Annotated in this window: 11 protein-coding genes and 4 pseudogenes; 13 read left to right on the top strand and 2 right to left on the bottom strand. The window is 69.1% G+C overall.

From position 1 onward, the window contains the following. Window positions 1-106 (top strand): annotated as a pseudogene (locus CCL05_RS45630) (IS5/IS1182 family transposase); the annotation flags it as partial. Window positions 107-117: 11 nt separating this feature from the next. Continuing rightward, window positions 118-231: pseudogene (locus CCL05_RS44060) on the top strand (IS21-like element helper ATPase IstB); the annotation flags it as partial. A 65-nt stretch (window positions 232-296) separates the two neighbouring features. Here the strand turns inward: CCL05_RS44060 and CCL05_RS22390 are convergent. Beyond that, on the bottom strand, window positions 297-860 hold the full coding sequence (locus CCL05_RS22390; RefSeq protein ID WP_086562261.1) for a cysteine hydrolase family protein: 564 nt from the start codon (window positions 858-860) through the stop codon (window positions 297-299). 105 nt (window positions 861-965) lie between these two features. On the opposite strand from CCL05_RS22390, the gene CCL05_RS44870 reads away from it, so the two are divergent. After that, window positions 966-1,112: a hypothetical protein gene (locus CCL05_RS44870; protein ID WP_158102478.1), complete on the top strand. Its 147-nt coding sequence runs from the start codon at window positions 966-968 to the stop codon at window positions 1,110-1,112. A 9-nt stretch (window positions 1,113-1,121) separates the two neighbouring features. Here the strand turns inward: CCL05_RS44870 and CCL05_RS22385 are convergent, their stop codons facing one another. Beyond that, window positions 1,122-2,267, bottom strand: a complete 1,146-nt coding sequence (locus CCL05_RS22385; RefSeq protein WP_143589930.1) for a hypothetical protein — start codon at window positions 2,265-2,267, stop codon at window positions 1,122-1,124. 264 nt (window positions 2,268-2,531) lie between these two features. On the opposite strand from CCL05_RS22385, the pseudogene CCL05_RS22380 reads away from it, so the two are divergent. The 10 genes and pseudogenes from CCL05_RS22380 to CCL05_RS22340 all read left to right on the top strand — a co-directional run bounded on the left by CCL05_RS22380 (window position 2,532) and on the right by CCL05_RS22340 (window position 20,738). Then, window positions 2,532-3,337: pseudogene (locus CCL05_RS22380) on the top strand (IS5 family transposase). A 314-nt stretch (window positions 3,338-3,651) separates the two neighbouring features. Then, a pseudogene (locus CCL05_RS47160) lies at window positions 3,652-3,777 on the top strand (DUF6233 domain-containing protein); the annotation flags it as partial. A 130-nt stretch (window positions 3,778-3,907) separates the two neighbouring features. Continuing rightward, complete coding sequence (locus CCL05_RS22375; RefSeq protein ID WP_086562268.1) at window positions 3,908-4,120, top strand: helix-turn-helix domain-containing protein; 213 nt, start codon at window positions 3,908-3,910, stop codon at window positions 4,118-4,120. 590 nt (window positions 4,121-4,710) lie between these two features. Continuing rightward, the gene (locus CCL05_RS22370; protein WP_086562259.1) at window positions 4,711-6,255 is read left to right on the top strand and encodes an argininosuccinate lyase; all 1,545 of its coding nucleotides are present in this window, start codon (window positions 4,711-4,713) and stop codon (window positions 6,253-6,255) included. Then, a complete protein-coding gene (locus CCL05_RS22365) occupies window positions 6,252-7,187 on the top strand; it encodes a GHMP family kinase ATP-binding protein (protein WP_244204359.1) in 936 nt (311 codons plus the stop codon). Before CCL05_RS22370 ends, CCL05_RS22365 begins: the two co-directional genes overlap by 4 nt. 31 nt (window positions 7,188-7,218) lie before the next feature. Continuing rightward, window positions 7,219-9,498: a pyridoxal-phosphate dependent enzyme gene (locus tag CCL05_RS22360; protein WP_086562258.1), complete on the top strand. Its 2,280-nt coding sequence runs from the start codon at window positions 7,219-7,221 to the stop codon at window positions 9,496-9,498. Continuing rightward, window positions 9,495-10,574, top strand: coding sequence for a GntG family PLP-dependent aldolase (locus tag CCL05_RS22355; protein ID WP_208641594.1), 1,080 nt, complete (start codon window positions 9,495-9,497; stop codon window positions 10,572-10,574). The genes CCL05_RS22360 and CCL05_RS22355 overlap by 4 nt, the downstream gene beginning before the upstream one ends. Beyond that, window positions 10,567-12,342, top strand: coding sequence for an AMP-binding protein (locus tag CCL05_RS22350; protein ID WP_086562266.1), 1,776 nt, complete (start codon window positions 10,567-10,569; stop codon window positions 12,340-12,342). Before CCL05_RS22355 ends, CCL05_RS22350 begins: the two co-directional genes overlap by 8 nt. A gap of 7 nt (window positions 12,343-12,349) precedes the next feature. After that, complete coding sequence (locus CCL05_RS22345) at window positions 12,350-13,993, top strand: condensation domain-containing protein (RefSeq protein WP_158102477.1); 1,644 nt, start codon at window positions 12,350-12,352, stop codon at window positions 13,991-13,993. Between the two features lies 1 nt (window position 13,994). Further along, on the top strand, window positions 13,995-20,738 hold the full coding sequence (locus CCL05_RS22340; protein WP_086562255.1) for an amino acid adenylation domain-containing protein: 6,744 nt from the start codon (window positions 13,995-13,997) through the stop codon (window positions 20,736-20,738). Window positions 20,739-20,760: the final 22 nt, after the last annotated feature.

Below are 20,760 nucleotides of genomic sequence, written 5' to 3'. Positions count from 1 at the left end.
CCGCCGCCTGCGCATCCGCTGGGAACGACGCGACGACATCCACGAAGCCTTCCTCGGAATCGCCGTCTGCCTGATCACCCACCGCCACGTCCAGAGGCTTTGTTAGGGCCAGTTAGCGCGGCCATCGTCGACCGGCTCACCTTCGGCGGCAACCTGATCCCGACCGGCACCGACTCCTACCGCCTGGCGCTCACCCAGGCCCGGGCAACAGCACAGAACGCCGCCGGCTGACCTCACCCGGCCGGTGGAAGGCGATGCCGTCTTGCCCCGCACGCGAGGGTCCGGACTGCCTCCCGCTATTGCGGTGCGATGGCTTTGAGCCAGTCCTCGACGGCGACGACATCTGCCCACTGCGGGAACAGCTTTTCGATGAGGACCCGGTGCACCTCGGGGTCGGTGTCGAGGCAGGCATCCGCCAGGACGGTGAGGTCGAAGTCCAGGTCGATGGCGTGCCACAGGGTGGACAGCACTACAGCGCTGGTAGCGATGCCAGTGAGAACAAGGCTGTCGATATCGCGAGCCCTGAGTACCAAGTCGAGGTCGCTGCCCGAGAACGCGCTCCCACGCCTCTTGGTAACCACCACGTCGCCCTGCTGGGGCGCAACATCATGATGAATCTCGGTGCCAGGGGCCCCCTCGGCGAACAGGCCGGCCCGCAGGACGTTTGTCATCACCTTGTTGCGAGGGCTGACTTCCGGATCGCCCGGCCGTAACCCCATCACCACGTAGATCACGGGGATGCCGGCAGCCCTCGCACCGTCGATCGCCCCGCGCAAGCGCGGCAGATATCCGGAACCGTCGTCGGCGATGGCCACGACGTCCCGTTGCACGTCCAGCACCAGAAGTGCGCTGTTCGCCATGCTTGCCGTCCCTTCTCCGTTGGAAACACGAGCAAGTCTGGTGGATCAACCGAGCCGCGGTGGAAGTTTCGGAGATCGTCACAGCGTCGCGCCGCAGTGCACCCCATGACCGGAGGCGGCGGTGCCGACGGCGGCTTCGGCCACCAGCGGGGCCTCGCGTGCCGTATCGAGGCTGATCTGAACCATCCCAACTCGGCCGCGCTGGAGACCGGCGGCGACCATCTGGAGGACGGGGCCGGCTGTTTACGGTGAGGTCGTGCCTCAGACCCCACCGTCGGGCCGGGCCCGGGGTTCTGACGCAGGCGGTTCCGGCGGGGTCGTGTTCGGTGGGTGGGGATTGTCCGTCTCGGATTGTTGCTGTTGTTCGAGCCGGTTGCTGGTACGCAGGGTTTGAGTGGGCGCGGGGTCAGAGGGCCACACGAGGAGCAGGTATTCCTCGGTGGGCGTTTCAGATGTCTTGTCCCATGCTGTTTCTCTGCCTCGGGCGTGGACGCGGACGCGGTAGTGGGTGCTGCCTCGTCCTGTGAGTGGCCTGTTCGGGTCGGGCGGGCCGAAGTCGAGTGACTCGAGTTGGAGGTGGTCGCGGGGGGCTACCACGCTGGCTTCCACGACCTCTTCCCAGGGCCGTGAAGTATCGAGCTCTGTCGCTGGTTCTTGTTGCGCCTGGACGCAGACACGGACGGATCCGGTGCGGATGCCGGTGCGGACGAGGGCTCCGCCTTGCAGCATGGGCGCGATGAGGCCGTTCGACCAGTCCGCGGAATGCACCGGGATCTCTCCCTCATCCACACTCTCTTTCTTGCAGGCGTAGCCGTCTCTTGCGTTGCCGGTGTAGGAGCCCTTGAGTACGTCGCCCCACCCCTTGGGGGCAGTGACGTCGACCTGGTGGGCGATGCGAGATTCGCTGGTGTTGCCGTAGCTGTAGTTGATGATGATGATGATGTCGACCCCACCGGTCTGGGTCCTGGTGCCGTTCCGTTCCATAAACGTCCGGTAGATGACCCCGTCGATCCGGCAGGCTTGAGTGCGGGTGGCCAGCAGCCGGTTCTGGGCGTTCTCGCACCACTGCGGGGGCGCTACCCCCGCCAGGAGCTGGTTGGTCTCGCTGCCCGGCAGAGCCGGTAAGTCGCTGATGGGGTTGTACTCGATGCACGCTCCGCGGCCGTTCTCGTCCGGCGCTGTGCAGCTCTCCACCGGATCGGTGAGGCGGCTGGTGCCGGTCTTGCTCGCGGGCCGGTCAGAACCTGGAGTTACCTCCGGAACCAGACGCACAGCGTGGGAATCTGCGACTGTTTCGCCGATGGGGCTCTTATCGCCCGTGCCGGCGAAAGCGGGAGCCGTGAGCGCAGCCAAGGCCGAAGCTGCGGCAGCCACCCCTAACCAGCGTCTCTTTCGATACTTCTGCACCAGGTTTCCCTTCACTGAAGTGTGAGCGTGAATGCACACTCGCCCCACAGAAACCTCACAGAATGCAGTGAGTCAAAGGTCATCTCTGCATGGCAGTGACTACGCGCCACCCCGGGGCGGTCCATCGAATGACCCGAACCGCGCCTCCCCCTCAGTCGGCATGCACCGCTTCCCCGTTTGCCTAACAACAGCTAACACAATGAGGTGGATGTGCCCTGACTGCCGTGACCGTGGTGGCAGTTGAGCGTTCGGTCAGGTGTGGGGATGTCGCCGTGGATCGTGTCGGATGAGCTGTGGGACCGTCTTGAACCGCTGCTGCCACAGCGCGAGCGCAGGTTCCGGTATCCGGGCCGCAAGCCGCTGCCGGACCGCGAGGTGCTGTGCGGGATCCTGTACGTGCTGCACACCGGCATCCAGTGGGAGTATCTGCCGCAAGACCTCGGCTTCGGCTCGGGCATGACGTGCTGGCGGCGGCTGCGGGACTGGAACGAGGCCGGGGTATGGCAACGGCTGCACGAGGTCCTGCTGGCCGAGCTGAACGCGGCCTCGCGCCTGGACTGGTCCCGCTGCGTGGTCGATTCCTCCCACGTCAGGGCGCTAAAAGGGGGAGCCACACAGGACCGTCACCGGTCGACCGGGGCCGGGCCGGCTCGAAACACCACTTGATCACCGACGGCCACGGCACCCCACTCGCGGTCCTGCTGACCGGCGGCAACCGCAACGACGTCACTCAGCTGCTTCCCCTGCTCGACGCGATCCCGCCGGTCCGCGGCCGGGTCGGGCATCCCCGGCGCAAGCCGGACTCGCTGTTCGCCGACCGAGGCTACGACCACGACATCTACCGCGACCAGGTCCGCGCCCGCGGGATCGTGCCCGCGATCGCCCGCCGCGGCACCCTGCACGGCACTGGTCTGGGTACCTACCGCTGGGTCGTGGAAAGGAGCTTCGCGTGGCTGCACGGCTTCCGGCGTCTGCGGATCCGGTGGGAACGGCGGGCCGACATCCACGAAGCGTTTCTCAAACTCGCCTGCTGCCTCATCACCCACCGACAACTCAGCTCATTGTGTTAGCCGTTGTAAGAGTGAGTCGCACCTGGTCTGCCAGGGGAGCGCCGACGGAGGCCGCACGAGGATGCTCACTCCTATGAGGTGACGCCCTTCCGACTTGCACTTGGCGAGCGATTGACATGCGCCTGACGGAATGGCAACCCGTGGTGGAGGGGCTGATTGTCCGATTACTGTCGTCCCGCTTCAGAGTTCGATCACGGTCACAGGCCGGCCATGTCGGCTCGGGAGTCGCTGGGTTACTCAAAGAACCTCAGCCGACTGCTGTGTGCCCGACGCAGTCGGCACGGCACCGGACGCCCGTCTAGGTCCACGCCGGCGACTGCTACGCCGCAGGCAACCGCCGCCGCCCCGTCAACCGCGACGAACCCCGCCGCCTCCTTGCCTCGGGCCTGCCCGCCTGCCCCCACTGCCAGCCCGACATCGAGCTCCGCATCCTCGACTGACTACGGGTGATCGCTCGCGGACGTGCTCTTTGCGGAAGAACGTCTACAGCTGGCGGCCTGGGCGGCCGTGCCGATCTGACTTACCGCTCGTCAGGGTGACGGTGCTCCCCGCTCCCGGGCGGCAGCCTGGATACGCCACCGCCGTCTGGAACACTGCCGCCTCGACCTGGCCAACCCCCGTCTGAAGAACCGCCCGCTCCAGAACATCGCCGAACGCTGGGGCTTCACCACCCCGACCCACTGCAGCCGCCTCTTCCGGGCCACCTACGGGGCACCACCGCGGGAAATTCGCAACCTGTCGCCCACGGCATGCGCGAATCGGCAACGACCCTGCGCGGAATGACACGGCCGGCCGCCGTCCGGGCGGCGGGCCGTCCCCCATGACTGACGTCACTTCTCGTGAAAATCCGCAAGGCTCAAGATCGCTAAGTGCTGCTTAAGCCGACATACAAACGCTGCTGCTTGAAGTGAACGAAGCCAATGCCCCGACGCTCGGCGTCCTCACTGGTCAGCACGGGTTCAGCGCCCAGGCTGCCGCACCTCCCGTTGCGCAGGTCCAGGTCCTGCGACGACGCCTCGTTCGCACTCTCGCCGGTGCGGTCCGGCTCGGTGGCGGACGGGTTGCGACGGCGTTCAGATGATGAGCCAGTGCATAGTGATTGCTGTTGTCTGAAAACTGTTGTTGCGAATGCTTTGCGTCAAGTACGCACACCCGTCGGGGACCCCCGACAGCCTGTGACTGACCTCTGAGCTGCAGGAACGACAGATTCCGCCGCTCAAACCCCCTGGCACGTGAAACCCGTCACGCTTGACCCGAGATCGTGTGGCGATCAACGCTGTATCGGCCACGCAGCCACCCGGAGGCGGGGCCCTCCGTCGCGACAGTCCGGGTTTGAGCGTCGTCGTATTGGTATGCGCTTGTACGGGGGTTCCATGCACGACCACCGCGCGACCCATTGCCGTCTGAGCGGCCGAATATCCGCGGCCCCCAGCGAGTTACTCCACAGAGAGATCCTGGAACCCCAGTTCCGGTACGAGGCAGAGAATCTCCTTCCCTGGTATCTGGCCATTGAGAAGGTTCTGCTTCTCGAGTACAGCCGAATGGACCTGATCGGGAAGGGAGACGCCCGGCGCATCGGGTCTCTGCTGAACGAGATCACGGCTGACGGGCTCCAGGCCGATCCGGAGGCGAATTACTCGGACATCGCCTTCGCCGTGGAACGATATGTCGAGCACCGGCTCGCCCCCGCCGTACCCCGGTGGCACGTCGATCGAAGCCGCAACGACCTGCAGGCCTGCGCTCAACTCCTCTTCGGCAAAAGCCAGGTGCTCCGGGCCGCCGCGGCGCTCGCCACGTTCGGCCGGTCGGCGCACCGGCTCGCTGCACGGCATCTGCACACCCCGATGCCCGGCTACACACACCTGCAGTCCGCCCAGATCATCACGCCGGGCTTCTACCTGGCAGCTGTCGCGGACCGGGTACTTCACTCGCTGGAACGGTTCATCAACACCTACCGGGGTATCGACCTATGCCCGCTGGGCGCCGGTGCAATGGCCGGCCAGGAAATCCCCTGGGACCGTGAAAGAATGGCGCGCCTTCTCGGTTTCCAGGCAGCCAACCCGCACGCCCTGTCAGCGGTCGCATCGCGTGACTGGGTCGTGGAGGTCACCGCTGAACTCTCGCTGCTCGCCACGTGGCTCGGACGCTTCTGCACCGATCTGATGACCTGGGGCAGCTCCGAGTACGGCCTGATCGAGCTTCCCGACGAACTGTCCGGCATCTCCTCGGCCATGCCACAGAAGAAGAACTATCCGATCCTTGAGCGCATCCGCGGCAAGACCGCTCATCTCGTCTCGCTGCATCTGGATGCCGTGCTCGGGCAGCGAAACACCCCCTACTCGAACACCGTCGAGGTCTCGAAGGAGGCCGGCGCCCATGTGCTGACCTCATTCAACACGCTGCACTCCACCCTGAGCCTCTTCACTACGGTTCTGGAGCATCTCCGTTTCCGGGAACAGCGCGCGCTCGCACTGTGCGAACAGGAGTACCTGGGGGGCTTCTCCCTGGCCAACCTGCTCACTCTCGAGGAGGGCGTGCCGTGGCGCAGGGCACAGGTCATCGCGGGGCAGTTCATCACGGCGGCGGTGGAACGCGACCTTGCGCCCCGCCAGGCCGATCCGGACCTGCTGAAGGCCGTCGCCTCGGAGAACGGCTTCGATCTCGCCCGGCCGAAGCACCTCCTCACCGAGTCCTTCGATGTCCGGCGGGGCCTGCTCCGCAAGAACTCTTCGGGCTCCGCGCACCCGGACGCTGTCCGCGGGTTACTGAACGTGCAGGCAGCCCGTTTCGACGAGCTGGAGAAGGAATGGGCCGCGCACGCGGAGACGGTTGACGCCGCCCTCGCGGAGACGGACCGCCTGCTGAGGGTCGGGGCCACGGAACCGGGATCGGCCGATACGGAGGGCGCAGACCGGTGAACGTGGACAAAGAAGCCTTGAAGCGCACCACTCCAGTCCTCGGGGCGGCAACCGGCACGGGCAGGGCTCACGGTACGTTCGGGGAGTTGTTGCAGGGGGTTCTCGAGGAAAACGGTCTGGACTTCCTCGTCACCTTCCCCATATCTCTGGCCACCACGGCCGATTTCCAACTGATCGAGGGCGCCGGGGAGATAACGGTCAGGCCTGCGCACAAACGGAAGGCCCAGGCTCTGGCGCAGCGCATCCTGCGTGACCGTCAGGTCGGCGGCGGTGGGCTGTTGACCCTGATCAGCTCGATCCCCGTAGGAAAAGGGCTGGCCAGTTCGTCCGCCGACCTGGTGGCCACGGCCCGGGCGGTGGGCGACTCGCTCGGAATACAGTTCACAGAGAGTGAGATCGAGGCACTGCTGAGGGATGTGGAACCGTCGGACGGCGTCATGTACCAGGGCATCGTCGCCTTTTACCACCGGCAGGTCCGCCTCAAGGAGCGGCTGGGTTTTCTGCCGCCGCTGACGATCGTCGCACACGACATCGGAGGAATGGTCGACACAGTGCTGTTCAACCGGTCACCCAAGCCCTTCGACGCGGCTGACCGGAAGGAATACAGCAGGCTGCTGGACCAGTTGCGCGAGGCCCTGCTGCACGGAGATCTCGACACGGTCGGCAAGGTGTCCACACGCAGCGCGCGCATGAATTCAAAGGTCATCGCGCGGGACTACTTCGACGACATTCTGCGCATCTGTCACGAGGTCGACGGCCTCGGTCTCGTTCTGGCACACAGCGGTACGAATCTCGGAATCCTGCTGCGCGACGACATCAGCGACCACACGGACCGTCTGGCCCATGCCAGGAAGTCCTGCGAGGCGCTCCCCGGTTCCGTCTCTCTCTACCACTCGATGGGACCGGAAAGTTATGACACCTGCGGCGAATAAGCCGAATGCGACATCTCTCGGGGGATCCAAATTGATCTTCAACAGCATGGTCGACGCCATCGGCCGCACTCCGCTGGTGCGCCTGCGTACCGCAGCGCCCGGCGTCGAGGTTTACGCCAAACTGGAGTTACAGAATCTTTTCGCGATGAAGGACCGGGTCGCCCGGAACATGCTTCTGGAGGCCAGACGCACCGGGGCGTTGCGCGACGGGGCGCCGATCGTGGAGAGCTCCTCCGGCACCATGGCACTCGGTGTGGCCCTGGTGGGCACCGCTCTTGGTCACCCCGTGCACATCGTCACCGATCCTCGTATCGATGCCATCACCCTGGCCAAGCTGCGTTCGCTGGGCTGTGACGTCCACGTCGTCCATGCCATGACCAGCCACGGCTGGCAGAGCGCCCGGCTCGAGGAGCTGGAGCGGCTGATGGCCGACCTGCCCGGCGCCTTCTGGCCCCAGCAGTACAGCAACCCCGACAACCCCGGGGCCTACCGGCTGCTGGCGGAGGAGATCGAGGAAGACCTCGGCTCGGTGGACGTCCTGGTCGGCTCCGTCGGCAGCGGCGGCTCGCTGTGCGGAACGGCTCGGGCGCTGCGGCGCAGGCTGCCCGGCCTGCGGGTGGTGGGTGTCGACTCGGTCGGCAGTGTCCTGTTCGGGCAGCCGGACGTCCCGGGCCGGCTGCAGAGCGGGCTGGGCAACAGTCTCCTGCCGAAGAACCTGGACCGTCGGATCATCGACGAAGTGCACTGGCTCAACGACCGGGAGGCGTTCGAGTCGACACGTGCCCTCGCCCGGGAACAGCAGCTGTTCGCCGGCAACACTTCCGGGTCGGTGTACCGGGTGCTGACGCACCTGGCGGCGAACGCGGAACCGGGGACCCGGATCGTCGGCATCCTCCCGGACCGGGGCGACCGATACGTGGACACCATCTACGCCGACGGCTTCTGGGAGGAGAAGGGGCTGTCCGAGCTGGAGTCACGGCAGGCCCCGGTTGCCGTACCACTCGACCAGGTCGTCCACGGATGGTCCGTGGCCTCACTGCGCGAGCTGCCCGCGCAGACCCGCCACCTGCTGTTCGTGGAGTCCAACACCACCGGCACCGGGATGCTGGCGCTGTCCGTCGCGCGTCGGCTGGGCTTCGAGCCGGTGATGCTGACCAGCGCCCCGGAGCGGTACGCGGGCCTGGACGAGACCGGCTGCCGGGTGATCGTCTGCGACACCAACTCCCAGGCGGCGCTGCGCCGTACGATCCAGCACGAGTTCCGGCGCGAGGATCTGGCCGGCGTGACGACCACCAGCGACTTCTATGTCCCCGCGGTCGCCGAGCTGACCACCTGGCTGGGCATGCCCGGCAACCCGGCCGACGCGGTGACCGTGTGCCGCAACAAGGCGCTGCTGCGGGAGAGGCTACGGGAACAGGGTGTGGCGCAGCCGGGCTTCGCCACCGTCACCGATGTCGCCGAGGTGCCCGCCGCCCTGGCCGCGGTGGGGCTGCCCTGTGTGGTCAAACCCGCGGACGACTCCGGGTCCAACAACGTGCTGCTGTGCCACACCGAGGAAGAGGTCGCCGCCCAGACACGGAAGATCCTCGACATCCGCTTCAACGTCCGCAGCATGCCCACGGCGGGCACCGTCCTGATCGAGGAGTACGTCGACGCGTCCGAGTTCAGTGTCGAGATGTTCAGCTGGAACGGGCAGACGCACTGCGTCGGGATCACGGAGAAGACCGTGACGGGGCTGCCGTACTTCGTGGAGTACCGGCATGTCTTCCCCGCCCCGCTGCCCACGGAACAGGCGGCCGCGTTGGAGGACACCGTGCGCCGTGCCGTGTCCGCTGCGGGCATCGTCCTCGGTGCCACCCATACCGAAGTGCGCCTGACCGCGGACGGCCCGGTGGTCATCGAGATCAATCCGCGGCTCGCCGGCGGAATGATTCCGGAGTTGGTCCACCTGGCCACCGGTACGCAGTTGCTCGACCAACAGGTGCGGGTCGCGGTGGGTCTGCCGCCCGAGCCGATGCAGGAGCCGACCCGTTACGCCGGCATCCACTTCCTGCTGGCGGACCGCCCCGGAAAGCTGGCCGCGCTGGCCGGCGCGGACCAGGCACAGAGCACGTCCGGCGTCGACCGGGTGGTCGTCACCGCCCGGCCAGGGGCTCAGGTCAGCCCGCCCCGCAACGCCTACGACCGCCTGGGCTACGTCATCGCCCACGGCGACACCTATGAACAGGTCACCAAGATTCTGGCCGAGGCCGTCGGCCGAACGGCCGTCGTCCTGGAGGGCGACGACGCATGGGAGGGGCACGCCCAGTGATCGAGCTGCGCAGCGACACATTCACCCTGCCGACCCGGGAGATGCTCCGGGCCATGGGCGAGGCGCCCCTCGGGGACGACGTCTACGGCGAGGATCCCACGACGAACCGGCTGGAGCAGCTGGCCGCCACCACGCTGGGCAAGGAGGCCGGTTGCTTCATGCCGAGCGGCACCATGGCGAACCTGGCCTCGATCATGGCGCATGCGCCGCGCGGTGCGAAGGTGCTGGTGGGTGACGAGAGCGATATCTACATCTACGAGGCCGCAGGCGCCTCGGTGTGCGGCGGGATCGCCTACGAGCCGATTCCCACCCAGCCGGACGGGCGGCTGCTGCTCGCCGACCTCGCCAAGGGATTCCCGGACGACCCCGACGACCCGCAGTTCGCGCTGCCCGCGCTGATCTGCCTGGAGAACACCCACAATCGGTCCGGCGGTGCCGTCCTGCCGATGGAGTATCTGCGCGGGGTACGCCGGTTCGCCGACGAACGGGACGTGCCGATCCATCTCGACGGCGCCCGGATCTTCAACGCGGCTGTGGGCGCGGGCGTCCCTGTCGCGGACATCGCGCGGTACGCGGACTCCGTCCAGTTCTGCCTGTCCAAGGGCCTGTCCGCCCCGATCGGCTCCATGGTCGTGGGCACGGGGGCGTTCATCACCCGGGTGCGCCGGATCAGGAAGATGCTCGGCGGCGGTATGCGGCAGACCGGAGTGGTCGCGGCGGCCGGCATCCTCGCCATCGAGAACGCCGACCGGCTGGCCGAGGACCACCGCAACGCCGAACGCCTGGCTCTCGGCCTGGCGAAGATCCCGGGCGTCGACGTCCTGCCAGCCAAGACACGCACCAACATCGTCATGTTCCGGGTCACCGACGACCGGTTCACCTGGCAGACCTTCGCTCAGGCCGCGGCCCGACACGGTCTGGCCGTGGCGGAGCTGGGCCACGGGCGGCTGCGGGCCGTCACCCACCGCGGGGTGAGCGCACAGGACGTGGACGAGGCGATCGCCGTCGTCGAACGCGTTCTCGCCGGTCCGGCCGTCCCCGTCGAGGCCGAGGCAGGAGCCGGTCACCGTGCCTGAACAGCCACGTCCGTCGTTCCCCAGCATCCCCGCCGCGCTGTCCCACTGGGCCGCACTACGCCCCGACGACGTGGCCTATGTCTTCGCCTCGTCGGAGAAGGGCTCCGAGCACGAAGTGGGATACCGGGAGCTGGAGCACTCCGCGCTCAACGTCGCGGCCTTCCTTCAGACGACCGCACAGCGGGGCGACCGCGTACTGCTCCTGCTACCACCCGGCCTCGACTACCTGACCGCGTTCCTGGGCTGCCTGTACGCCGGGATGGTGGCGGTACCGCTGTACCCACCGCGCCCTGGGGCCAAGCTCGACCGGGTCGAGGCGGTCGTCCGCGACTGCCGCCCCGCACACGCGCTCACCACCGACGCACTGCTGGAACACCTTCAGGAGCTACCGCACTCCGCCGGGGCCCACCGGCTTCGGCTGCACAGCGTGGAAGGGATCGGGAAGGCCGAGCAGGGCGTTTACGAGCCGGTCGCACTCGACGGCGGCGACCTCGCCTTCCTGCAGTACACCTCGGGGTCGACGGGACAGCCCAAGGGCGTGATGGTCGGTCACGGCAATCTGGTCGAGAACGACCGGGCCATCGCGGAGGGGTTCGGGGTCCGTTCCGACGACGTCATCCTCAGCTGGCTGCCGCTGTACCACGACATGGGGCTGATCGGCACCGCCCTGCTGCCCCTGTACCTCGGTGTCAAGGCCGTGCTGCTCGACACGTTCGCGTTCATCCACGATCCGCTGATCTGGCCGGAGGCGGTCTCCCGGTACGCGGCGACCTGTTCCGGCGGGCCCAACTTCGCCTACCAGCTGCTCACCGACCGGTATGACGCGGAACGCCTCGCAGGTGTCGATCTCGGTTCCTGGCGCATCGCGTTCAACGGGGCGGAGCCGATCATTCCTTCGACGCTGGAGGGCTTCGCGGCGCTGTACGGGCGTCACGGCTTCGACCGCAGCGCCCTGTACCCGTGCTACGGGCTGGCAGAGGCCACCCTGTTCGTCTCGGGCGCCGAGCCCATGACCGGATACCGCAGCCTGTCGGTGAGCCGCCGCGCCATCGAGAGCGGCCGACTTCAGGAGGCGGTGCCCGCCGAGGACGGCGACAGCCTCGTCGTCGTGTCGTGCGGCGAGGTGGCCGCACGCACCGAGATCGTCATCCGCTCGGCGGACGGACGCGCTCTGCGGGACGGGGAGGTCGGCGAGATCTGTGTGTGCGGTCCCGGCGTGGCGGGCGGCTACTGGGATCGGCCCGAGGTGTCCGAGGAGACCTTCCGCGCCCGGGTGGCCGGGCGGGGGGGGGACCTTCCTGCGCACCGGCGATCTCGGTGCGCTCCGGGACGGTCAGCTGTACCCGGTCGGCCGCAGCAAGGACCTGATCATCGTCGCCGGACGCAACTTCTACCCGCACGACATCGAGAACCTCGCCTCCGCCGTCTCCGGCGACCTGCGTCGCGGCTGCGCGGCGGCGTTCCAGCCGGACTTGGCCGAGCCCCGGGTGGTGCTCGTACTGGAAGCGGCGCGGTCCGCTGTCTCACGGCTGCGGGCCGACGCCGCCGCGCTGCGGGAGCTGGGTGCGGCGGTGCGTCGCCGAGTGGGTGCCGAAGCCGGTCTCGACCTGGCCGACGTGGTCTTCGTCTTTCCCGGTTCGATTCCCAAGACATCCAGCGGGAAGATACGACGGGCCGAGACGCGACAGCGTTTCCTCGACGGGCGGCTGCGCCTGATCGGCGAGGTCCGAGCCCAGTACTCCGCCCCCGGGCCGGTGGGCCCGGATGAGCCGGACTTGGACGCCTCGGACCCGGGGATCCGCCCCGAAGCGGTGCGCACCACGCTGGCCCGGCTGGTCGCGGCCCACGCGGGGACCGAGCTCGCCGCGGAGGACTTCGCGCTGCCGCTGGCGGCGCTCGGCCTCGACTCGCTGAAGCTGGTGGCCCTGCGCGGCGGAATCGAGCGGCAGTCCGGACGGCGTCTCGACACCGACCTGTTCTTCGGCGACCGCTCCCTCGACGACATCGCCGAGGCCCTCGTCCGCACTCCGGCGCCTGCGGAGCCGGGCCGCGGGGAACCGGTCGAAGGTCCCGGGGCCGACCCGGACCACGGCGCCTACCCGGCGACCGAGGGGCAGGTCCAGTTCCAGTTCCGGCACGAACTGCTGCCCGAGGACACTGCGCACAACCTGCCGGTCGCCCTGCGCATCGGCCGCCGGCTGGAGCCGGACCGGATCCGCCACGCCGTCGCCGCCGTCATGGCCCGGCACGCCGCGCTGCGCAGCACTCTGGGCGAGCCCGGAACCGCCACCCAGGTTCTGCACGAGCCGGGCACCCTGCCTCTGGACTTCGCCCACTGGGAGACGAGCACCGACGACGAGGCGGAGGCCCGTCGGCTGCTTCAGAACGCGGCACACCGGCGGTTCGACCTCACCCGCGGGCCTCTGGTGCGCACAGCGGCAGTGATCTCACCCAGGAGCACCGTGCTGCTGCTGACCGCTCATCACGCGGTCGTCGACTACTGGTCGTTGCGCATCGTGCTGGCCGAGTTGTTGTCCTCGCTGCTGGACGTCCGGCTGCCCAGCCCCGCTCCAGCCCGCGGTGCCGTGGACTGGGTCCGCCACCAGGCCCACGCACTGGACACACCGGCCGCCCGGGCCAGGGCTGCTCGAGCGGTCGAGAAGTGGCGTCCGGTGCGCGACCATCTCCTGTTCCCCTCCGGCACGCCCGCGCCCCGCCGACGTACCCCGGCCTCGGTGGTGGACTTCGCGGTGGCCGCGGACCTCACTCGTCGGGTGTACGAAGACGCCAAGGCGCACGGCCACACTCCGTTCGTCCTGCTCGCCGGCGCCTATCTGCGCGCCCTGCACGAGGTCACCGGTCAGGAGCGGATCGTCGTCGGCACGCCGTACCACAACCGCGACGACTGGCGCTTCGCGGGCACGGTGGGCTACCTGGTCAACATGGTGCCGCTGCTGGGTGACTTCCGGAGCGGCGCCGACTCCGACGACCTGCGCGCACGCACCTGGCGGGAAGTGCGCGGCTCCCTGGAGACGGCGGAGGTGCCCTTCTTCCGGCTCGTCAGGGCTCTGGAACCCCCTCGGCACGGCCAGAACCCGTTGTTCCAGGCGACGTTGACCTTCCAGCAGTCGGCGGACGGCCTGCTGGACGACGGATTCTCGATTCCCTGGAGCGGCTGCCGGCAGAGCCTGGGTGGTGTCGAGGTACGTGCCTTCGACATCCCGCCACGCGACACCGCCTTCGCGGTGAGCCTGTACGGCGCCCGGGACGGCGACCGTCTGGTGTTCCGTCTGGAGCATCAGGAACACCTCGTCCCGGCCCGGACCGCCGGGCTCCTGCGCGACGCGTTCCAGACAGCCCTGGCCGATCTCACCGCCCCGGCCGCCCCTTTGAGCCGCACCGGAACCGCTGGAGGCTGACATGAAGGAGAAGACTGTGCCGACCTCGCCGCTGGCCGGTGTGGACAGCCTCGTCGAAGGCTTCACCGCCACCGTCCGGGCCCACGGGGGCCGGGCCGCCGTGCGCTGCGGCGACCAGACGCTCACCTACCGGGAACTCGACAAGCGGGTGCGAGCCCTGGCCGCCGCTGTCACCGCCCGCTCCACGGAGCCGGAGCGCCCGGTCGGCGTCCTGCTGGACCGGTCCGCCGACATGGTGGCCGCCGCTCTGGCCGCCCTGTGGACCGGTTCCTCGTATGTGCCGCTGGACCCGTCGACACCCGCGGCGCGACTGGAGCTGATCCTCGAGGACGCGGCGCCCTCGGTGGTCATCACGTCACGGAATCTGGCCGGACAACTGCCCGAGGCCGTGACCGCGGTGTGCGTGGACGACACGCTGCCGGAACCCCTGACCGGCGTACCGGCGTCCGTGGACCGGGACACTCGGGCGTACGTCATCTTCACGTCCGGCACGACGGGGCGCCCGAAGGGGGTCCAGGTCTCGCACGGCAACGTGCTGCGTCTGTTCACCAGCACCGAACCCCTCTACGGATTCGGCCCCGATGACGTGTGGACGTTGTTCCACTCGTTCGCCTTCGACTTCTCCGTGTGGGAGATGTGGGGGGCGCTGCTGTACGGGGGTTGTGTGGTGGTGGTGCCCCGGCAGGTCGCCCAGGACCCGGAGGCGTTCCGCCGCCTGCTCGACGACGAGCGGGTGACCGTCCTGAACCAGACACCGACGGCCTTCAACCAGCTCGTCGCCGAGGATGCCCGGCACGCGGACCGGCTGCCGCTGCGCTGGGTGGTCTTCGGCGGGGAGGCGCTGCACTTCTCCGACCTGAGCCGCTGGGTGGCCAAGTACGGTGACGACAGCCCGGTTCTGGTCAATATGTACGGCATCACCGAGACCACCGTGCACGCATCCCACCGCCGCGTGCGCGCCGCCGACCTGAAGGACGGCCGCTCGCTGATCGGCCGCCCGCTGCCCGACCTGGGCTTCACCCTGGTGGACGACTCGCTCGCCCCGGTGCCCGAGGGCGAGACCGGCGAGATCCTGGTCACCGGACCCGGAGTGGCCCTCGGCTACCTGGACCGGCCCGAGCTCACCCGCGAGCGGTTCGTCGAACTGCCCGGCGTCGGTCGGGCCTACCGCTCCGGCGACCTGGCCCGGCTCACGGACGACGGGGAGTTCGCCTACGAAGGACGCAAGGACGACCAGGTCAAGATTCGTGGCTTCCGTATCGAACTCGGCGAGATCCAGGCGGTCCTCAACGACGTCCCGGGCGTCCTTCAGGCGACCGTGGTGGTGACCCGGCCACAGGCTCCCGCCGGGCCCGTGGTCAAGGAGGCCGAGCTGTCGCTGCGGATCACCGACATACGGGACCTGGTACGCGGCGCGTCCCGCGGCCGCAGGAACCGCGACGACGTCCCACGGATCGTGGCCTACATCGTGCCCGGCGGCGGCCTCGACGCCGACGACCTGTTCCAGCGGCTGCGCCGCCGCCTGCCGCCGTACATGATCCCGGCGTTCGTGGTGCCCGTCGACGCGATCCCGCTCAACCACAACGGCAAGGTCGACCAGGGTCGGCTGCCGGTGCCCACCACCGCCAACTGCCTGCGGGAGACGCCCCCGGACGTGGTGCCGGCCGATGCCCCGGATCCCGGGTCGGACGCCGTGGCGGGCGCCATCAGCGCCGTCTTCGCCGACGTCCTCGGGGTGACAGGGGTGAGCGAGGACGACTCCTTCTTCAGCGTGGGCGGCGACTCCATCCTCGCCCTGAAGCTGCGGGCCGAGGCCCTCAAGCGCGGGATCTCCCTGGAACTCGGCGACATCTACGCCCTCCAGACGCCCCGTGCGCTGGCCGCCGTCGCCGAGCAGGCCACCGAGAGTGAACAACAGCCGCCGACGGCACCGTTCAGCCTGCTCGACCCGGCGGACCGCGAGGCGCTGCGGGCACGGGACGTCGAGGACGCCTACCCGGTGGGCACGCTCCAGGCCGGGCTGCTGTTCCACAGCGCCTACGAGAGCGACGTGAACATGTACTGCGACATCTTCATGTTCCGGCTCCGAGGGGTGAGCTACGACGACGAGGCGATGCGGCGGGCCGTGGCACGTGCGGTGGAACGCCATGACATCCTGCGGACCTCGTTCCACTTCTCCGGCTACACGCAGCCGCTCCAGCTGGTGCACCGCTCGGCCACCGCCCGGGTCACCGTGGAGGATCTGCGGGAACTGGCACCGCGGGAGCAGGAGGCGCGGCTGGCCGCCTGGCAGGAAACCGAACGGCTCACCCCCTATGACTGGGCCGAGCCCCCGCTGATCCGCTTCGCCGTCCATCTGCTCGGCGACGACGAGTTCCTGTTCGCGATGAGTTTCCACGACGCGCTGCTCGACGGCTGGAGCGAATCCTCGCTGATCACCGAGATCCTCTCCGACTACTGGGCGCTGCGCGACAACCGTCACCTGCCGCCCGCCCCGCGCACCGCGCGCCGCTACGCCGACTACATCGCCCTGGAACAGCAGGCACTCGGCGACAGCACGGTGACCGACTTCTGGGCGAAGGAGCTCACCGACGCCGAGCCCACGCTCCTGCCGCGCCTGGCCGACGGCCCGTCGGACGCGCACCAGGGGACCATGGGCTTCCTCGCCGTGGACATCGCCCCGGACCTCTCGGACGCCCTGGACGACCTGGCCCGCGACCACAATGTCTCGCTCAAGCACGTCCTGCTGGCCGTGCACGCACGCGTCCTGTCCGCCCTCACCGCACGCGACCGGGTGCTGCTCGGCGTCGAGTCCAACGGCCGGTTCGAGGGCGAGGGCGGCGCCGACGTGCTGGGCGTCCACCTCAACGTGGTGCCCTATCTGCTGCCCGGCCGAGGCCTCGCCTGGCGGGACCTGATCCGGGCGGCCTTCGACAAGGAGAACGAGCTGCTGCCGGTGCGCCGGTACCCGTATGCCGAACTCCAACGGCTCAGCGGGGCCCGTGAGCTGACCGACATCAGCTTCAACTACACGCACTTCCACAGCTACGAGCGGCTGGCCGAGGCCACGCAGTTCCAGGTGCTGGACGCCAAGGCCTACATCCAGACCCACTTCACGCTGCGCACGGAGTTCAACAAGGACCCCTTCACCAAGCTGCTCTCGCTGGACCTGGAGGCCAATTTCCAGCGGGTCACCGAGGATCAGCTGCGCACCGTCGGCCTGATGTACCGCAACGCCCTGGCCCATGTGGCGACGCATCCGCACACGGTGCCCACGCAGCGCGACCTGCTCGGCGAGGACCAGTGGCAGCAGTTGCTGGCGGGGGCCGGGCAGCCGCCGGTGCCACTGTCGGCTCCGGGTTTCCTCAGCCGGTTCGAGGAGGCGGCGGCCCGGTACGCCGACGATGTCGCCGCCCGGTGCGGGGACGACGCGCTGACCTACCGTGAACTGGCGGGCCGGGCCGACGCGCTCGCGGCCCGCCTGCACGACCTGGGCGTACGTCCCGGAGAGGTGGTGGCGCTGGGCGCCGCTCGCGGCCTGGACCACCTGACCGCCGTCCTCGCCGTGCTGCGCACCGGCGCCGTGTACCTGCCGCTGCCCGGCGGCCCCGTCCGGCGAGTGGCCGGCATGCTGCGGACCAGCGCCGCCCGCACCGTGTTGTGCGACGCCGGCTTCCGGTCCGCCGTCACCGAGGCCGCGGACCGCGAGGTGCGCGTGCTGGACCTGGCGGAAGCCCTGCGGGACTCCGCCGGCCTCGCGCCGTACGCCGGTCCCGTGCCCGCGGGGCGGGACGCCGCCTATGTCATCTTCACCTCGGGGTCGACAGGAGAGCCCAAGGGGGCCCTGCTGCGCCACGACGGCATGCTCAACCACATCGAGGCGAAGCTGTACGACCTGGACATCGGGCCGGGCGACCTGGTGTCTCAGGACGCGGCGGCCACCTTCGACATCTCGGTGTGGCAGCTGTTGGCTCCTCTGGCGGTCGGCGCCACCACCGTGATCTACCCCGACGACATCAGCCAGGATCCCCCGCGCCTGCTCAGGGCGGTGGCCGAGGACGGCATCACCGTCCTGGAGGTGTCGCCGTCGGTCCTCAGTGTCTTCAGCTCGGAACTGGCCTACCACGGCACCCAGGCGTTCCCGCCGTTCGCGCTGCGCTGGGTGGTCTCCAGTGGCGAGACCCTGACGCCCCGGTGTGCCAACGCCTTCCGGCAGCAGCTGCCGCAGGTGCGCCTGCTCAACATGTGGGGAGCCACCGAGGTGTCCGACGACTGCACGCACTATGAACTGGTCGGCGAGGCGGACGAGCGGGCGGCGTCGGTGCCCGTGGGCCGGCCGATCCGCAACGCCAAGGTGTATGTGCTCGACGCCGACCGCCAACCGGTGCCGGTCGGCACCCCGGGCGAGCTGTACGTCGGCGGGCTGTGCGTCGGTGCCGGCTATGTCAACGACGAGGAGCGCACCGCGGCGGCGTTCGTCTCCGACCCCTTTGCCGGCGACCCGACGGTGCTCGCCTACCGGACCGGTGACTGGGGTCGCCGACTGGCTGATGGCACCTTCGAGTTCATCGGCCGGATCGACAGCCAGCTGAAGATCCGCGGCCACCGCATCGAACTGGGCGAAGTGCGGCGCGCGCTCGCCGGCATCGGTGGACTCCAGGAAAGTGCCGTGGTCGTGCGTGAGACGGACGGCGAGGGCAAGCAGCTCGTCGGCTTCTTCGTGCCCAAGGCGGCTGAGAACACCCCGGACGAGGACGAGGATGCGGGCGTCCGGGCGGCCGAGGTCCGCCGCATCAACGTGAGCGTCTCCGAGCTGCGGGACAGGCTCGCCGAGGTGCTTCCCCGCTACGCCATCCCCGACTACCTGGTCCGTCTCGACGGTCTGCCCCGCACTCCGCACGGCAAGGTGGACACCAAGGCACTCGCCGGCTGGGACCTGAGGGCCGTGACCGCCGGGTCCGAGGAGGACGACGAACCTGCCACTCCCACCGAACGCACGGTCATCGACGTCTGGGCCGCTGTGCTCGGACCGGGCCACCGGCCGTCCCCGACCACCCACTTCTTCGAGGCCGGCGGCCACTCCCTGCACGCCACCCAGGTCATGGCACGGCTCAGGGACCGCCTGGGACAGGACCTCCCGCTGCGCCTGCTGTTCGAGAACCCGACCCCGCGCGCGCTGGCAGCCCGGCTCGACGAGTTGGGCGCACACGGCTCGTCCGCCGCTACCGAGGACCTGCGGATCTCTCCCCGCCCTGCGGGCACGCTCACCTTCCCCCTCACCGCGGGGCAGGCGAGCCTGTGGTTCCTGCACCAGGTCGACCCCGACGACCGGGCCTACGACAACACCTCACTGCTGCGTCTGTCAGGCCCCCTCGACGTCGGGGCGCTGTACCGTGCCGTGGATCTGCTGGCCGACCGCCACGAGATCCTGTCCGCCCGGTTCGGCGCGCGCGACGGTGTCCCCTACCAGGCACCGGCGCCCGAGGCACGCGTGCGGCTGGAGGTCGAGGACGTCGGCGGGCTCGGGCTGGACGATCCGGAGGCCCGGGCCGAGCACGTCCGCAAGGAGGCTCTGGCGCACCGCTTCGACCTGACCCACGGTCCGCTGGTCGTCGCACGGCTGTACTGCTTCTCACCCACCGAGCACATCCTGCGCTGGAGCAGCCACCACACCGTCTCCGACGGCTGGTCCACCGACGTGGCGGTCCGGGAGATCACCGAGGCGTACCTCGCCGCCACCGAGGAACGGCCGGCCGACCTGCCCGCGCTGCCGGTGCAGTACGGGGACTACGCCCTGTGGCAACGGGACTTCCTCGCCACGCGGGCCGGCGAGGAGCAGTCGTTCTGGCGGTCGTACCTGGACGGCTACCTGGGCGATCTCGCGCTGACCACCGACAAGGAACGCACCGAGAACCGCTCCCGCGAAGCCGGGCATCTCACCACGACCTGGGACCAGGACACGACGGAACGCGTCCGGGAGTTCGCCCGCGCCCATGCCAGCACCCCGTTCATGGTGTTCCACACGGCGGTCGCCGCCGTGATGTCCCGTTTCGCCCAGCAGTCCGATCTGGTGCTCGGCGCGGCGGTCGCCGGGCGCACCCTGCCGGAGACCGAGAACCTGATCGGCTTCTTCGCCAACACGCTGCCGTTCCGCTACCGCGTCGAACCCGGCCGGACCACGGCCCAGTTGCTGCGGTTGGTGACCGCGAGCGCGCTGCAGGCGCTGGAGCATCAGCACCTGCCTTTCCAGGAGATCGTCCGGGTCAGCGGAGCCGAACGGCGGCCGGACACTTCGCCCCTGGTCCAGGTGCTGGTGACGGTGGACAACTTCCCGCTCGGCCTCGACCGAATACCCGGGCTGGTCGGAGCCCTGGAGCAGGTACCGTCCGCCACCAGCCAGTTCGACCTGTCGTTCCGGTTCGTCGAGGGTGACGAGCTGCGTCTGACGCTCCAGTACGACGCCACCCTCTTCACCCGTGGCACGGCCGCCCGGCTGCTCCGGGCGGTCGAGGCGATGCTGGAGGGTTTCCTGTCCCGCCCGGACGGTGAGCCGCATCGCATCCCGCTGATCGACGCCGCCGACCAAGAGGCGCTGCGGGGGATCTGGCACGAGGTCAGCGGCGAGCGGCTCGACTTCGGCGACTCGGCCGAGGCGGCGCTCGTGGCCGAGTCCCCGCACTGGGAGGAGTTCCTCGAGCGGTTGGACGAAAACGGCCTGGTATCGGCCCTCCTGCTCGCATTCTGACGGACCCGGTGCCCGTGACGAG

It is taken from the genome of Streptomyces africanus (assembly GCF_002150735.1).
Lineage (GTDB): Bacteria > Actinomycetota > Actinomycetes > Streptomycetales > Streptomycetaceae > Streptomyces > Streptomyces africanus.
Note: the sequence above shows the minus strand (reverse complement) of the source record. Positions and strands in the feature narration are given on the sequence as shown.

Bases quoted from the DNA above. Each gene is read 5' to 3' on its own strand.
- CCL05_RS22390 (WP_086562261.1), bottom strand. From the start codon at position 860: ATGGCGAACAGCGCACTTCTGGTGCTGGACGTGCAACGGGACGTCGTG.
- CCL05_RS44870 (WP_158102478.1), top strand. From the start codon at position 966: ATGACCGGAGGCGGCGGTGCCGACGGCGGCTTCGGCCACCAGCGGGGC.
- CCL05_RS22370 (WP_086562259.1), top strand. From the start codon at position 4,711: ATGCACGACCACCGCGCGACCCATTGCCGTCTGAGCGGCCGAATATCC.
- CCL05_RS22340 (WP_086562255.1), top strand. From the start codon at position 13,995: ATGAAGGAGAAGACTGTGCCGACCTCGCCGCTGGCCGGTGTGGACAGC.